The sequence below is a fragment of the Pseudomonas sp. RA_15y_Pfl2_54 genome (assembly GCF_963971015.1).
In the GTDB taxonomy this organism is placed as follows: Bacteria; Pseudomonadota; Gammaproteobacteria; order Pseudomonadales; family Pseudomonadaceae; genus Aquipseudomonas; species Aquipseudomonas baetica_A.
This window is the reverse complement of the sequence record NZ_CAXAPN010000004.1, coordinates 16505-30272: the sequence shown is the minus strand read 5'-3', so window position 1 is coordinate 30272 and position 13768 is coordinate 16505. Positions and strand designations below refer to the sequence as shown.

Annotated in this window: 14 protein-coding genes; 6 read left to right on the top strand and 8 right to left on the bottom strand. The window is 61.0% G+C overall.

The window, feature by feature from the left end; genetic code table 11:
- The first annotated feature begins 100 nt into the window (after positions 1-100).
- On the top strand, positions 101-1309 hold the full coding sequence (locus tag AACY50_RS04015) for an MFS transporter (RefSeq protein WP_339538179.1): 1209 nt from the start codon (positions 101-103) through the stop codon (positions 1307-1309).
- On the opposite strand, the gene cueR is transcribed toward AACY50_RS04015, so the two are convergent.
- From cueR to AACY50_RS04000, 3 genes are all read right to left on the bottom strand, one after another.
- On the bottom strand, positions 1263-1676 hold the full coding sequence (gene cueR, locus AACY50_RS04010; RefSeq protein ID WP_339538178.1) for a Cu(I)-responsive transcriptional regulator: 414 nt from the start codon (positions 1674-1676) through the stop codon (positions 1263-1265). The two genes, AACY50_RS04015 and cueR, sit on opposite strands and share 47 nt — an antisense overlap.
- Entirely contained in the window at positions 1673-4066 is a 2394-nt protein-coding gene (locus AACY50_RS04005; RefSeq protein WP_339538177.1) for a heavy metal translocating P-type ATPase, read from the bottom strand. The genes cueR and AACY50_RS04005 overlap by 4 nt, the downstream gene beginning before the upstream one ends.
- Before the next feature lie 194 nt (positions 4067-4260).
- Complete coding sequence (locus AACY50_RS04000) at positions 4261-4644, bottom strand: hypothetical protein (RefSeq protein ID WP_221734181.1); 384 nt, start codon at positions 4642-4644, stop codon at positions 4261-4263.
- 148 nt (positions 4645-4792) lie between these two features.
- Here AACY50_RS04000 and AACY50_RS03995 point away from each other — a divergent pair, with 148 nt between their 5' ends.
- Positions 4793-4990 (top strand): cation transporter, encoded by a 198-nt coding sequence (locus AACY50_RS03995; RefSeq protein ID WP_221734180.1) that lies wholly within the window; start codon positions 4793-4795, stop codon positions 4988-4990.
- Between the two features lie 89 nt (positions 4991-5079).
- A complete protein-coding gene (locus tag AACY50_RS03990) occupies positions 5080-6282 on the top strand; it encodes a multidrug effflux MFS transporter (RefSeq protein WP_339538176.1) in 1203 nt (400 codons plus the stop codon).
- A 7-nt stretch (positions 6283-6289) separates the two neighbouring features.
- Here AACY50_RS03990 and AACY50_RS03985 read toward each other — a convergent pair whose 3' ends face one another.
- From AACY50_RS03985 to AACY50_RS03975, 3 genes are all read right to left on the bottom strand, one after another.
- Entirely contained in the window at positions 6290-6463 is a 174-nt protein-coding gene (locus tag AACY50_RS03985; RefSeq protein WP_339431886.1) for a hypothetical protein, read from the bottom strand.
- 165 nt (positions 6464-6628) lie between these two features.
- A complete protein-coding gene (locus tag AACY50_RS03980) occupies positions 6629-7642 on the bottom strand; it encodes a zinc-binding alcohol dehydrogenase family protein (RefSeq protein WP_339431887.1) in 1014 nt (337 codons plus the stop codon).
- Between the two features lie 32 nt (positions 7643-7674).
- Positions 7675-7968: a putative quinol monooxygenase gene (locus tag AACY50_RS03975; RefSeq protein WP_339431888.1), complete on the bottom strand. Its 294-nt coding sequence runs from the start codon at positions 7966-7968 to the stop codon at positions 7675-7677.
- Positions 7969-8088: 120 nt separating this feature from the next.
- Here AACY50_RS03975 and AACY50_RS03970 point away from each other — a divergent pair, with 120 nt between their 5' ends.
- From AACY50_RS03970 to AACY50_RS03960, 3 genes are all read left to right on the top strand, one after another.
- On the top strand, positions 8089-9018 hold the full coding sequence (locus AACY50_RS03970; protein WP_221734175.1) for a LysR family transcriptional regulator: 930 nt from the start codon (positions 8089-8091) through the stop codon (positions 9016-9018).
- Between the two features lie 316 nt (positions 9019-9334).
- Complete coding sequence (locus AACY50_RS03965) at positions 9335-10066, top strand: ArsR/SmtB family transcription factor (protein WP_339431889.1); 732 nt, start codon at positions 9335-9337, stop codon at positions 10064-10066.
- 129 nt (positions 10067-10195) lie between these two features.
- Complete coding sequence (locus AACY50_RS03960; protein WP_339431890.1) at positions 10196-11578, top strand: MFS transporter; 1383 nt, start codon at positions 10196-10198, stop codon at positions 11576-11578.
- Positions 11579-11693: 115 nt separating this feature from the next.
- Here AACY50_RS03960 and AACY50_RS03955 read toward each other — a convergent pair whose 3' ends face one another.
- Positions 11694-12647: an adenosine deaminase gene (locus AACY50_RS03955; protein ID WP_339431891.1), complete on the bottom strand. Its 954-nt coding sequence runs from the start codon at positions 12645-12647 to the stop codon at positions 11694-11696.
- An 80-nt stretch (positions 12648-12727) separates the two neighbouring features.
- Positions 12728-13693 carry an isopenicillin N synthase family dioxygenase gene (locus tag AACY50_RS03950; protein WP_339538175.1) on the bottom strand — a complete coding sequence of 322 codons (966 nt, stop codon included), beginning with the start codon at positions 13691-13693 and terminating at the stop codon, positions 12728-12730.
- Between the last annotated feature and the right edge of the window lie 75 nt (positions 13694-13768).

Here is a 13768-nt window from a genome sequence, read left to right as displayed (position 1 = left end):
ATACAACGCGTTCGCGAGCCAGCCCGCTCCCAAAGGTTCTATGGTGTTGCTCCAATGTGTATGGGAATCTTGTTCGCCTGCGCGCACTCAAGGACTGAATGTGACCCCTCCTCGCAACGCCCACCTGATCATCACTGCCCGGCTGATCTCCGATTTCGGCGCCTTCCTCAACATGGTCGCGCTGGCCACTTACGTCTACTTGCTGAGCAACAGCGCCATGAGCGTGGGGATCTTCCTCGCCAGTCGCGTCGGTGGCGGGATTTTCGCCAGTCTGATCGGCACGCGGTTTTACCGACGCTTCAGCGGGCGTGTACCGCTGATCGCGTTCGATCTGTTACGCGCCGCTGTGCTCGGTTTGCTGTTGATCGTGCCGGTCGCTCAGCAAGCGTTGCTGTTGCCGTTTATTGCGTTCGGCCTGGGCCTGGGCAATTCGATGTTTGCCATCGGCCTCAACAGCCAGTTGCCGCGTTTGATTCCTGAGGCGCAGTTAATCAAGACCAATGCCTGGATCACCTCGGCCTCGTCGGCGGCGATGGTCGGCGGCAGTCTGGTCTCGGGGTTATTGGTGGCAGGCTTCGGTTTTGAAACGGTGTTCGCCCTGAATGCGCTGACCTATTTGCTGGCGGCTTTGTTGATTGTGCCGCTGCGTTTCGCCCCATCGACCCTCAATGAAGCGCCTGAACGCGGCGAATGGTCAGCCCTCAAGCAAGGTCTGCGCAGTGCCCCGGTGATTGCCGCGATGCTCGCCGTGACGATGGCCGACACCTTGGGCAGCGCCGCGCACAACGTCGGTTTCCCGATCATTTCCAAACTGCTGTCGCCCGATTCGGCCAGCACAACCCTGGGCTTGATGCTCGCGGTGTGGGCCAGCGGCAAGCTGCTCGGCGCACGGATCGCCAGTCGCCTCAAAGGCTCGGACAACAGCCATCTGGAGCGGCGGTTTTTCTTTGGCGTGGCGCTGATGTCCTGCGGGTTCATCCTGATGTTCCAGCAACACAGCCTTTTGGGATTGTTGCTGTTTTCATTGCCGGCGGGATTGGGCGACGGCTTTTCCGAGGTCGGTCTGCTGTCGCGTCTGCAACGTGAGCCCGAACACCTGCGCCTGCCGATCTTCAGCTTTTTGACCCTGCTGCAAATGACCGGGTTCGGCGTGGGTATGCTGATCGCCGCCCCGTTCTATGGGTGGTGGACGCCGGGGGCTGTGGTCATGCTGTTTCACGGCATTCCCTTGGGCACGTTGCTGGCGGTGAAAGGGCTGGCGATCAGGCGCGAGCGGGTTGCGCGCAGCAGCCCGACGCCAGTTCCTTGAGGATCGGGCAATCGGGGCGATGGTCACCGAGGCAGTGCTCGACCAGATCCTGCAGGGTGTCGCGCAACTGGCCAAGCTCGCGGATCTTGTGGTTCAACTCGTCGATGTGCTGACGGGCCAACGCCTTCACATCGGCACTGGCCCGTTGGCGATCCTGCCAGAGGGTCAGCAGTTTGCCGACCTCTTCCAGTGAAAAGCCCAGGTCCCGCGAGCGCTTGATGAACGCCAGCGTGTGCAGATCATCGTCGCCGTAAATCCGATAGCCGCTGTCGGTGCGATGGGCCGCTTTAAGCAAACCGATCGACTCGTAATAGCGGATCATTTTCGCGCTCAGGCCACTGTGCTTGGCTGCTTGGCCGATGTTCATCGGTGCTCCTCCAGATCCTTGGGCTTCCAGGTTTTCAACAGTAGCGCATTGCTCACCACGCTGACGCTCGACAGCGCCATCGCCGCGCCGGCCAACACCGGGTTGAGGAAGCCGAACGCTGCCAACGGAATGCCGACCAGGTTGTAGACGAAGGCCCAGAACAGGTTCTGGCGGATCTTCGCGTAGGTCTTGCGGCTGATGTCCAGCGCCGCCGGCACCAGCCGTGGATCGCCGCGCATCAGGGTGATGCCCGCCGCATGCATGGCCACGTCGGTGCCGCCTCCCATGGCGATGCCGATGTCGGCGGCGGCGAGAGCCGGGGCGTCATTGATGCCATCGCCGACCATGGCGACGACGCCGGTTTTCTTCAGTTCGGTGACGGTGGCGGCTTTGTCGGCTGGCAGTACCTCGGCGTGCACGTTTTCAATGCCCAAGGCCTGGGCCACCACGCGGGCGCTGCCACGGTTGTCGCCGGTCAGCAGATGACTGTGGATGCCTCGTGCGGCCAGTTGTTGCACCGCTTCCAGTGCCCCGGGTTTCAACGTGTCACCGAAGGCAAACAACCCGAGAATACGCGGCTCGGGGCTTTGTTCAATCAGCCACGACAGGGTGCGGCCTTCGGCTTCCCAGGCTTTGGCGGATTCGCCCAGAGTCCCGGCGTTTAAACCGTTGTCTTCGAGCATCCGCCGATTGCCCAGCGCCAGACGCCGACCTTCGAAAGTGCCGGCAATGCCGCGACCGGTCAGCGATTGGCTGTCGCTGACGTCGGGCACCGTCAGATCACGTTCGGCAGCGGCGTCCAGCACGGCTTTGGCCAGCGGATGCTCACTGCCGCGTTGCAGGGCGCCGGCCAGTTTCAGCAGATTGTTTTGATCACCATCGACCGCGTTGAAATGCGCGATGCGTGGCGCGCCGGAGGTCAGCGTGCCAGTCTTGTCGAACACCACGCTGCTGACTTCATGAGCGCGTTCCAAGGCTTCGGCGTCCTTGATCAGGATGCCGTGACGCGCTGCCACGCCGGTGCCGGCCATGATGGCGGTGGGCGTGGCGAGGCCCAAGGCGCAGGGGCAAGCGATGACCAATACGGCGACCGCGTTGATCAGCGCGGTTTCCATCGGCGCGCCGTACAGCCACCAGCCGATCAGCGTTGCCAGGGCCAAAACCAACACGGTTGGCACAAACACCTGGCTGACTTTATCCACCAGTTTCTGGATCGGTGCTTTCGCCGCCTGAGCGTCTTCCACCAGACGAATGATCCGCGCCAGTACGCTTTCGGCGCCCAGGGCGGTGGTGCGCACCTGCAACCGGCCTTCCCCGTTGATCGCGCCACCGGTGACCTTGTCGCCGGGTTGTTTCGGCACCGGCAGGCTCTCACCACTGATCAGGGCTTCGTCGGCGTGGCTCTGGCCCTCCAGCACTTCACCGTCGACCGGGAAGCGCTCGCCGGGTTTGACCAGAACCACGTCGTTCAGATGCAGGGCGCTGATGGCGACGTCCTGTTCGCGACCGTCGATCAATTGAATCGCCCGTTCCGGACGCAAGGCTTCGAGCGCGCGGATGGCGCTGGCGGTCTGGCGTTTGGCGCGGCTTTCCAGGTATTTGCCGAGCAACACCAGGGCGATGACCACCGCCGATGCTTCGAAGTACAGGTGCGGCATGCGCCCGGCAGCGGTGGCCCACTCGTAAAGGCTCAAGCCATAACCGGCACTGGTGCCAAGGGCGACAAGCAAGTCCATGTTGCCGGCGCCGGCGCGGACGGCTTTCCACGCCGCGACATAGAAGCGGGCGCCGAAAATGAATTGCACCGGAGTAGCGAGAGCAAATTGCGCCCAGGCCGGCAGCATCCAATGAATGCCGAACGGTTGCAGCAGCATCGGCGCCACCAGTGGCAGGGCGAGGGCGATCGCACAGATCAGCGCCCAGCGTTCGTGTTGCAGGTGTTGATGCTGTTTGTCGGTTGGCGGGTGTTCGGCTTGCCAGACGCTGGCCGAATAACCGGCCTTGCTCACCGCGTCGAGCAGGGTTTGCTCATCGACCTGCCCAAGCAGCTCAAGGTGGGCGCGCTCGTTGGCCAGGTGGACGCTGACGCTTTTCACCCCGGGAACTTTGTTCAGGGCGCGTTCGACGCGGCCGACGCAAGAGGCGCAGGTCATGCCGTCGATGCTCAGTTCGAGTGTCTGCTGCGGCACGCTATAGCCGGCGCGCGCTATCGCGTCCATCAAGGCCGGCAGACTGTCGGCGGGGGCCTGGACGCGGGCCTGTTCGGTGGCGAGATTGACACTGACGGCACTGGCGCCGCTGACTTTGCTCAAGGCCCGCTCGACACGCCCGGCGCAACTGGCGCAGGTCATGCCGGCAATCGGCAGATCGAAAGTGATGGATTCGGACATCGGTCGTACTCCCTGTAGAGGATGCCTACAAGGATCAACCTTGCCATGCGGGCAAGGTCAAGCGCCAATCGGCACGATGTCGCAGGGCAAAAAAATGCGAGCGGGCTGGCTCGCGAAGGGGCGTGACATTCAAGGTCTTTGTTGAATGACACAACGCTTTCGCGAGCCAGCCCGCTCCCACATTCTGGACGGGCTTAATATTCGAGGGCGGCGGGCCGCAGGTACAAGCCTTTGGCGGATGAGGCGATACGGTACTTCACCACATCGCCAGCCTTGAGCGAGATCTCCTGCGCCGGTGGTGCCAGCATGCCGGGCTGACAACCCGATACTTGACCTGGCTCCAGTTTCAGACGAATCGAAAAAGTACCATGGGGCAGGTTGAACGAGGTGGACTGCTCTTGAAGCAGTCGCCCTGCAAACTGATCCTGGATGTACACGCCAATCTCGCAAGACGTCGGCACTTCCAGACGCTCGCGCGAAATGATCAGAACGGCGTAGTCCTCCCCGGTCGCGTTGGCCTGAGGCAGGAAGGCGAAGAGGCTGAGCAAGCCAAACAGGCTGAAAGCTGACCAGCGCATGGCTGAATCTCCTGAATTTAGGTCATTGATGCACGCAGCTTGGCCGAGCGCGGCGCCGATTGCCAGCCCGGCCGTTTATTCAAGAACTTGACCTTGTCACCGTGGCAAGCTCAAAACTGCTGGCAACCTCACTCAAAGGAGTCATCCCATGCAAGTGTTCAACGTTCAAGGCATGTCCTGCGGCCACTGCGTCAAAGCGATCACCAACGCGGTGCAAGCCAAGGATCCGGCGGCCGTTGTGCAGGTTGATCTGGCAGCCAAAGAGGTCGGTGTCGACAGTGTAATGACGGCCGATCAGGTGATCGCCGCCATCAGCGAGGAAGGTTACGCCATCAAACTCGTCTGATTTTTAATAGTTAGCGAGCTATCGGAATGTTCAAGGCGTCCGGGCGCGGCTAAACTGTCGGGCTGCCGACTTGCCAACCTGGATGCCTGATGAACTTCCGTACCATTCTGATTCTCGGTGCCTTGACCGCCTTCGGTCCCTTGGCGATCGACTTTTATTTACCTGCGTTTCCCTCCATGGCGCTGGCATTCGCTACCGATGAAAAACACGTCCAGATGACGCTGGCCGCGTACTTCCTTGGTCTGTCGATTGGCCAACTGGCTTACGGCCCGGTAGCGGATCGCTTCGGTCGACGGGTTCCGTTGCTTATTGGTCTGGCGCTGTTCACGCTGGCGTCCCTGGCCTGCGCTTATGCGCCAAATCTGGAATGGCTGATCGGCGCACGCTTCGTGCAGGCGCTGGGTGGCTGTGCGGGGATGGTGATTTCTCGGGCGGTGGTCAGCGACAAATGCGATGCGGTGGGCTCGGCGAAGGTCTTTTCGCAGCTGATGCTGGTGATGGGCCTGGCCCCCATCCTGGCGCCGATGCTCGGCGGCCTGCTGGTCAACACCACGGGTTGGCAGTCGATCTTTCTGGTGCTGACCGTTTTCAGTGCATTGGCCGGCTTGGCGGTGGCCCTCGGTCTGCCGGAAAGTATGCCGGCGCATATACCGCGCCAACCGTTGTCCGGTGCCTTGCGCCAGTATGGACGCCTGTTGAAGGATCCGGTTTATATCGGCCATGCCCTGACCGGCGGCATCGCCATCGCCGGGATGTTTGCCTACATTGCGGGCTCACCGTTCATCTTTATCAAACTGTATGGCGTGCCGGCGGAGCATTTCGGCTGGCTGTTCGGCACCAACGCGGCGGGGTTCATTCTGGTGGCGCAAATCAATGCGCGGCTATTGGCCAGGCGAGGCCCGGCGTTTCTGCTGTCGCGCGCGGTCTGGGTTTATCTGGCCGCCGGTCTGACTTTGCTAGCGGTCGCGGCTTTGCACACCGAGGCACTGTGGCCGCTGCTGATCCCTTTGTTCATCTGTGTGGCCAGCCTTGGCTGCATCAGTCCCAATGCCGCAGCCTGTGCAATGAATGGGCAGGGTGGCCGCGCCGGCAGTGCGTCGGCGTTGCTCGGCTGCATGCAGTTCAGCGTCGCCGCTGGGGCTTCGGCGCTGGTGGGCGTGTTGCACGATGGCTCCGCCGTGCCGATGGCAATGGTCATCAGCCTGTGCGGTTTGTTGGTGGTGAGCGCCGCGATGCTCACCCGGCGTTTACAGAATGCCCGAACACTGGCGCAAGCCCGGGCCGAGGCATAAGAAAACCTCAACCGGCAGCGCGTTGCTGGCTGAGGTCGGGGATCTGATGGGGCGCGCAAATGCGCGCTTCGAGGGTGCGGATGAAGGCCAAGGCTTCGGCTTCACTGCGGAATGTCACGGCGTGCTGGTCCAGGCGAACCTGCCATTGAGACTTTGCCACTTCTTTTATCAGGATCTTCATTGCTGACCTCCCTTGCGTAAAAGATGTATCGCAGAGGCGTCGATTGTAGACCTGAATACGATCGCAATTGTGACAAGGATCAACTGTCAGACTGACGGCCCAAAAAATATCGCAGCCCCCGCCAGCCCGTTATTGGCGCTGCCGAAGACTGCGATTTTTTGCTGTTTAGAAACCTTCTAAAACAATTTTTCCCTTGGCTTTGCCGCTCTCCAGCAATTCATGCGCCCGACGCAGATTCGCCGCATTGATGCTGCCAAAGTGCTCGCCAACCGTCGTCTTCAATGTTCCGGCATCAACCAGTTCGGCCACGCGGTTGAGCAGGTTGTGCTGTTCGATCATGTCCGGCGTCTCGAACAGCGAGCGGGTGTACATGAACTCCCAGTGCAGTGACAGGCTCTTGCGCTTGAGCTTGGTCACGTCCAGCGACTTCGGATCGTCGATCAGCGCCAGCTTGCCTTGCGGCGCCAGGGCTTCGATCAGTTGGTCCAGGTGCTGCTCGGTCTGGGTCAGGCTGGCGACGTGGGTCACTTGGTTGATCCCGGCACGCTTGAGCGCTTCGCTCAGCGGCTGGCTGTGATCGATCACCAGGTCCGCGCCCAACTCGCTGACCCAATCGCGGGTCTGCTCACGGGAGGCGGTGCCGATCACGTTCAGACCGGTCAGTTGCTTGGCCAGTTGCGTGAGGATCGAGCCCACGCCGCCCGCCGCGCCGACGATCAGCAGGCTCTGGCCTTCGGCGGTTTTACCTTCGCGAATTTGCAGGCGTTCGAAGAGCAACTCCCACGCGGTGATCGCGGTCAGGGGCAGGGCGGCGGCTTCAGCGAAACCCAGGGATTTGGGCATGTGCCCGACAATTCGCTCATCCACAACGTGCCGTTCGCTGTTGCCACCCGCGCGGGCGATGGAACCGGCGTAGAAGACGTTATCGCCAGCCTTGAACAGCGTCACTTCACTGCCCACAGCCTTGACCACTCCGGCCACGTCCCAGCCCAGCACTTTCGCCGCGCCGCCTTCAGGGGCGACGTTCTGGCGAATTTTGGTATCCACGGGATTGACCGAAATGGCTTTGACTTCCACCAGCAAATCGCGCGGGCCAGCCACCGGTTCCGGCAGCTCGATGTCTTGCAGGGATTTTGCGTCGCTGATCGGCAGGGAGGCGTAATAAGCAATGGCTTTCATGAGGGGCTCCGTAAAGGTAATAAAAGAAAGGTTCAGGCGATGCTGCCCAGACGTTTGAGTTCGAAGTGTTCGATGCACTGGCCGGCAGTGGCCTGGAAATTCTGAAAGTGTGCGCTGGCGTTGTGCGCTTGCAGGATGGCTTCGCTGGCCCAGTGTTCGATTACGTAGAACACCTGCGGGTCGGTCAGATCGCGATGCAAGTCATACTGACTGCAACCGTCTTCGGCACGGCTTGGCTCTACCAGTGCGCGCAACGCCTGCTCAAGGGTGTCCTGTTGGCCGGGTTTGGCGGTCAGGGTGGCAATAGCGGTGAATGGCTGGGACATGCTCGGCTCCATAGAAGCGGGATGAATTCGATGGCGCAGATGATTGGCTATTTCTCTGCAAGATAAAACCGGCTAAAAGAGCAGTCTCTTTCAATGTTTTTTTGATAGTCGAGGCTGTGGATGCTGCGTTTCGATGACTTGCAGTTGTTTGTTCGGGCGGCGGATCTGGGCAGCCTGTCAGCGGCGGCGCGGGTGATGGACATGTCCGCCGCGGTGGCCAGTGCGGCGTTGAAGCGCATTGAGCAGCAACTCGGCGCACGGTTGCTGGCGCGCTCCACGCGCAGTCTTCGCCTGACAGCCGAGGGTGAAGGCTTTCTCGAATACGCCCGGGCCGCGCTGAGCAACCTCGATGAGGGCCGACGTCTGTTGGCCAGCGGGCAGGAGCAGGTCAGCGGGGTCTTGCAGTTGTCGGCACCTTCGGATTTCGGGCGCAACCTGTTGTTGCCCTGGCTCGACGAGTTCCAGCGTGAACATCCGAAACTGACCGTACGCCTGTTGCTCGGCGACCGCATCGCCGACCTGTTTCGCCAGCCGGTGGACATCGCCCTGCGTTATGGCGAGCCGGAAGACTCCAGCCTGATCGCCTTGCCCATCGCCCCGCATAACCGCCGCGTGCTTTGCGCATCCCCGGCCTATCTGGCGCGGCACGGCGAACCGCGCCAACTCGAACAACTGGCTCAGCACAATTGCCTGTTGTACATGCTCGGCAGCCGGGTGCATGACCACTGGAGTTTTCACGACGGTAAGCGCGAAGTCGGTTTGACCGTCAGTGGCGATCGTTTCAGTGACGACGCCGACGTCGTGCGGTTGTGGGCGGTGGCCGGCGCGGGCATTGCCTACAAATCCTGGCTGGACGTGGGCGCCGATGTCCTCGCCGGGCGCCTCAAAGTGCTGTTGCCGGAGCTGCTTTGTGAGCGCGCTCCGCTGAATCTTTTGTGCGCACATCGCGCACAATTGAGTAAGCCGGTGAACCTGCTGAGGGAAATGCTCGCCAGCCGTTGCGCTGATTTGAGTAGTCAATTTCCCGTTTTCCAGAAACTTGATCATTAGTCGCAGGTAAATAGAGAAATTTCTGTCAGGAACAATCACCACACGTGCAGGCCGCGACGCGGGACGGGGCGTGCATCCCGCTTATACTAGCGCCCGCCTCATGCCAGTACCGAAACCCGGCCCGGACGACGTCACACCCAGCAGTCCCTGTTCAATTCAGGGCTGTGCAAGGGTGGCGGGTTCTATGCCGGAACATGTTGTGTCAATGGCCTGCCTTGCCCCGGCTCAGGGCGATTTTCACGTCTTGGCCGCCGACCCATTACTGGTCAAGATGTCTCCGAGCAGTAGACGATACGATTCCACAGGGAGTGAATACATGGAACATGCACCTTGCATCAGCCAGATCGCCACGTTGCTGGCCGACCCCAAGCGCAGCGCGATGATGTGGGCGCTGATGGACGGCTCGGCCCGGCAGACCGAGGAGCTAGCGCTACTGGCAGGACTGTCGCCGTCGTCGGCCAGCGCGCATCTGGCACGCTTGTCCACCGGCGGTCTGTTGAAGGTTGAAGTTCGTGGTCGCAAGCGGTTTTTCCGTCTTTCGGCACCGGAGGTGGGGGCGGCGATAGAAGCGCTGGCCAGCGCGACCATTGCCAGTGCTCCGCGGGAAGTCGCCGAAGTGTTCAAGCGCGCCACACCCATGGCCAAACCTCAGACGGCACCCTCATCGCTATTGCGCGCACGTTTTTGTGATGACCATTTGGGCGGCACGCTGGCTGCCGATCTGTACCAGCGACTGCTCGACGCCGGCTGGATCGAACAGCTTGAACAACGCGTGGTGGTGACCCATAAAGGCGCTAAACAGTTGGCCAGTCGCGGCGTGTTCATCCAGGCGCTGGCCCATCGCAACGTGCAGGTGGCTTGCGCTTGCCCGGACTGGAGCGAGCGTCGTCCGCACATGGGCGGTTCACTCGGTGCGGCATTGCTGCAGTTGTTCATGCAGTCCGGTTGGCTGACATTGCCCAATGATTCAAGAGCCCTGCAACTGACGGACACCGGCCAGCGGGAATTGCATCGATTTGCCAAGGAAACCGAGCTGGAGATGGCGTGATAGAGCATTCGAGATCGACGTCAGGCGTGTCGGCGTCGTCTACGACTGCGAGCAGGTCGCATCCAGTACGGCCTCTGTATCACCATCGCGCACACTCAATCCGGGGATATTTCGGATGGGGGAGGCGATATGGACACTCAAGGCTTCAGCGCGGCAGAACGCTTGGAAAGACTGCCGATCAGCGGTTATCACCGGATCATTTTCATCATCATCGCCCTGGCGTTTTTCTTTGACTCCATGGACCTGGCGATGATGACGTTCCTGCTCGGCTCGATCAAAGCCGAGTTCGGCCTGAGCAGTGCGCAGGCAGGGCTGCTCGCCAGTTCGAGTTTCTTCGGTATGGTGCTCGGCGCGTCGTTGTCCGGCATGCTCGCCGACCGTTTCGGACGCAAACCGGTGTTTCAGTGGAGCATCGTCCTGTGGGGGCTGGCCAGTTATCTCTGCTCGACGGCGCAAACGATCGAGTCGCTGACGCTGTTCCGCATCCTGCTGGGGATTGGCATGGGCATGGAGTTTCCGATTGCCCAATCGATGTTGTCGGAGCTGATTCCGGCTCAGCGACGCGGGCGCTACATCGCCTTGATGGACGGCTTCTGGCCGCTGGGTTTTGTCGCGGCCGGGGTGCTGTCGTATTTCCTGCTGCCGCTGATTGGCTGGCGCGACATCTTTCTGGTGTTGGCGGTGCCGGCGGTGTTTGTGCTGGCGATCCGTTTTTTCATTCCCGAATCACCGCGCTGGCTGGAACAGGCCGGAAAACATCAGGCCGCCGATAAGGTCTTGAGCGGGATCGAAGCACGGGTGCGCGCATCGCTCGGTGGCGCCGCGTTGCCGTTACCGCTGCGTATACCGCGCACTGTGACGCCCCCGGGCGACTTCTTTTCGGCGCTCAAGCAGATCTGGTCGCCACAGTATCGCCAGCGCACAACGATGATCTGGAGTGTGTGGTTCTTCGCGCTGCTGGGTTTTTATGGCCTGACGTCCTGGCTCAGCGCATTGCTGCAACAGTCTGGTTTCGCCGTGACGCAGTCGGTGTATTACACGGTGCTGATTTCCCTGGGCGGGATTCCCGGTTTCCTGATGGCGGCGTGGCTGGTGGAACGCTGGGGACGTAAACCGGTGTGCATCGTCACGCTGCTCGGCGGGGGGGTAATGGCGTTTCTGTATGGGCAGAGCGCGGTGTTCGGCGGCAATGTGGCGCTGCTGATCAGCACAGGGTTGCTGATGCAGTTCTTCCTGTTTGGCATGTGGGCAGTGCTCTACACCTACACGCCGGAGTTGTATCCGACGTCAGCCCGGGCGACGGGCTCGGGATTCGCCTCGGCGATTGGTCGGGTGGGGTCGCTGCTCGGGCCTTTGGTGACCGGGCTGGTGTTCCCGGTGACCGGGCAGGGTGGGGTGTTTGCGCTGGGTGCGCTGTGCTTTGCGATTGCGGCAGGGGTGGTGTGGCTGTTCGGGATGGAGACGCGGGGCAAAACGCTGGAAGAGCTGACTGAAACACAAGTCGCAGGCTGAACATAAATGCCATGGTGGGAGCGGGCTTGCTCGCGAAGGGAGGGTGTCATTCAACAACCATGTCGACTGATACGACGCCTTCGCGAGCAAGCCCCACTTTAGCTCTTCAGTGTTGTTACGGTTTTACCAACCGTGCATCCAGGCTGTTCTGTGCCAGACGCTTGGCCTGATCCTGGGTCATGCCCAGGTGCTCGTGCAGCGCGTGGAAGTTCTCGGTCACGTAGCCGCCGAAGTACGCCGGGTCATCTGAGTTCACCGTAACCTTCACGCCACGCTCAAGCATGTCGAGAATGTTGTGCTGCGACATGTGATCGAACACGCAAAGCTTGGTGTTCGACAGCGGGCACACGGTCAACGGGATTTGCTCATCGATGATCCGCTGCATCAGGCGCTCGTCTTCGATGGCGCGCACGCCATGGTCGATACGCTGGATTTTCAGCAGGTCGATGGCCTCCCAGATGTACTCCGGTGGCCCTTCTTCACCGGCGTGGGCGACGGTCAGGAAGCCTTCGTGACGAGCGCGGTCGAACACGCGCTGGAACTTGCTCGGCGGATGACCCATCTCGGAACTGTCCAGGCCGACGGCGACAAACGCGTCACGGAACGGCAGCGCCTGATCGAGGGTTTTCTGTGCTTCGTCTTCGCTCAGATGGCGCAGGAAACTCAGGATCAAACCGCTGCTGATGCCCAGTTGCTGCTCACCATCTTTCAAAGCGGCGGCGATGCCGTTTAACACCACTTCGAACGGGATACCCCGATCGGTGTGGGTTTGCGGGTCGAAGAACGGTTCGGTGTGAATCACGTTCTGCTCTTTGCAGCGCAGCAGATAGGCCCAGGTCAGGTCGTAGAAATCCTGGGAGGTGCGCAGCACGTCGGCGCCCTGGTAATACAGGTCGAGAAATTCCTGCAGATTGTTGAAGGCGTAAGCCTTGCGCAGGGTTTCAACGTCGTTCCACGGCAGGGCGATCTTGTTGCGTTCGGCCAGGGAGAACAGCAGTTCGGGCTCCAGCGAGCCTTCCAGGTGCAGGTGCAGTTCAGCCTTGGGCAGGGCGTTGAGCCAGTCGTACATAGTCTTTTCTCATCAGGTGCAATGACGGCATTCTACAGATGCTTGCCGAAACAATTGGCAAAACCTGACCAAGCGATCCATCAGATTGCCTCCTGTTCCCGCCGATAGGCGTAGGTATCGGCGAAGCGCGAGAGCAGGAATTCGGCGCAAGTAGTGGTCGGATATTTCGCCGGATGCTGTGCGTCCCGGCAACCGGGCAGGCATTCGATGCGCGTGTCCGGGTGTGGCTCGGCGAAGAACGGCATCGAGTAGCGATCCACGCCCAGCGGGCTGATCACCCGGTGCGGTGTCGAGCGATATCGGTCGTTGCTCCAGCGCGCCATCATGTCGCCGAGGTTGACCACGAAGGTGCCGTCAATCGGCGGTGCGTCGATCCATTGGCCTTTGACGTTCTTTACTTGCAGACCACCCGCCGCATCCTGATAGAGCAAGGTGATGCAGCCGTAATCGGTGTGCGCGCCAGCGCCTTGTTGCTCGGCAGAACTGGCAGTGTGGCGCGGCGGGTAATGGATCATCCGCAACACGCTGACCGGCTCATTGAAACGGCTGTCGAAGAAATCACGCTCAATGCCAAGGGCTATCGTCATGGCGCGCAACAAGGTTTGCGCGAGGGCCTGCATGTCGAGGTAGTGCTGCTCCATCAAGGGTTGCCATCCCGCTTGCTCAGGATGGCGGTTCGGCCCGCGCAAGGGTTTCTCCGCCAGCACGTCGGGATGATCGACCGGCAGATGCAGACCCATGTCGAACGTTTCTTTCAGGTCGCTGGGTTTGCTCGGGTCGAGTTGCTCGGTGGCGATGGCGCCGTAGCCACGGTGATGGCGGGTCTGGGTGATGTCGATCTTGAGTTTTTCTGGCGCCGGTTGCGCAAAAAAACGCTGTGCGTGGTCGAGCAGTGCGTCGATGCGTTGCGCCGAAACAGGATGACCCTTGATGTAGAAGAACCCCCACTCGCGGCAGGCCTTGTCGATCTGCTCGGCCACGGCGGGCCAGGCGTTTTGGTCGTCGCTATAGAGCGGGCTGATGTCGATGATCGGAAGCTGATCCATACACAATCCTTGAAAGCACTGGAGAGCCAAACGTGACAACGGGCTTGCTCGCGAAGGCGGTGTATCAGGCCATTG

Coding starts and splice junctions, on each gene's coding strand:
- cueR (WP_339538178.1), bottom strand. CDS start 1,676: ATGAACATCGGCCAAGCAGCCAAGCACAGTGGCCTGAGCGCGAAAATG.
- AACY50_RS04005 (WP_339538177.1), bottom strand. CDS start 4,066: ATGTCCGAATCCATCACTTTCGATCTGCCGATTGCCGGCATGACCTGC.
- AACY50_RS04000 (WP_221734181.1), bottom strand. CDS start 4,644: ATGCGCTGGTCAGCTTTCAGCCTGTTTGGCTTGCTCAGCCTCTTCGCC.
- AACY50_RS03995 (WP_221734180.1), top strand. CDS start 4,793: ATGCAAGTGTTCAACGTTCAAGGCATGTCCTGCGGCCACTGCGTCAAA.
- AACY50_RS03990 (WP_339538176.1), top strand. CDS start 5,080: ATGAACTTCCGTACCATTCTGATTCTCGGTGCCTTGACCGCCTTCGGT.
- AACY50_RS03985 (WP_339431886.1), bottom strand. CDS start 6,463: ATGAAGATCCTGATAAAAGAAGTGGCAAAGTCTCAATGGCAGGTTCGC.
- AACY50_RS03980 (WP_339431887.1), bottom strand. CDS start 7,642: ATGAAAGCCATTGCTTATTACGCCTCCCTGCCGATCAGCGACGCAAAA.
- AACY50_RS03975 (WP_339431888.1), bottom strand. CDS start 7,968: ATGTCCCAGCCATTCACCGCTATTGCCACCCTGACCGCCAAACCCGGC.
- AACY50_RS03970 (WP_221734175.1), top strand. CDS start 8,089: ATGCTGCGTTTCGATGACTTGCAGTTGTTTGTTCGGGCGGCGGATCTG.
- AACY50_RS03965 (WP_339431889.1), top strand. CDS start 9,335: ATGGAACATGCACCTTGCATCAGCCAGATCGCCACGTTGCTGGCCGAC.
- AACY50_RS03960 (WP_339431890.1), top strand. CDS start 10,196: ATGGACACTCAAGGCTTCAGCGCGGCAGAACGCTTGGAAAGACTGCCG.
- AACY50_RS03955 (WP_339431891.1), bottom strand. CDS start 12,647: ATGTACGACTGGCTCAACGCCCTGCCCAAGGCTGAACTGCACCTGCAC.
- AACY50_RS03950 (WP_339538175.1), bottom strand. CDS start 13,693: ATGGATCAGCTTCCGATCATCGACATCAGCCCGCTCTATAGCGACGAC.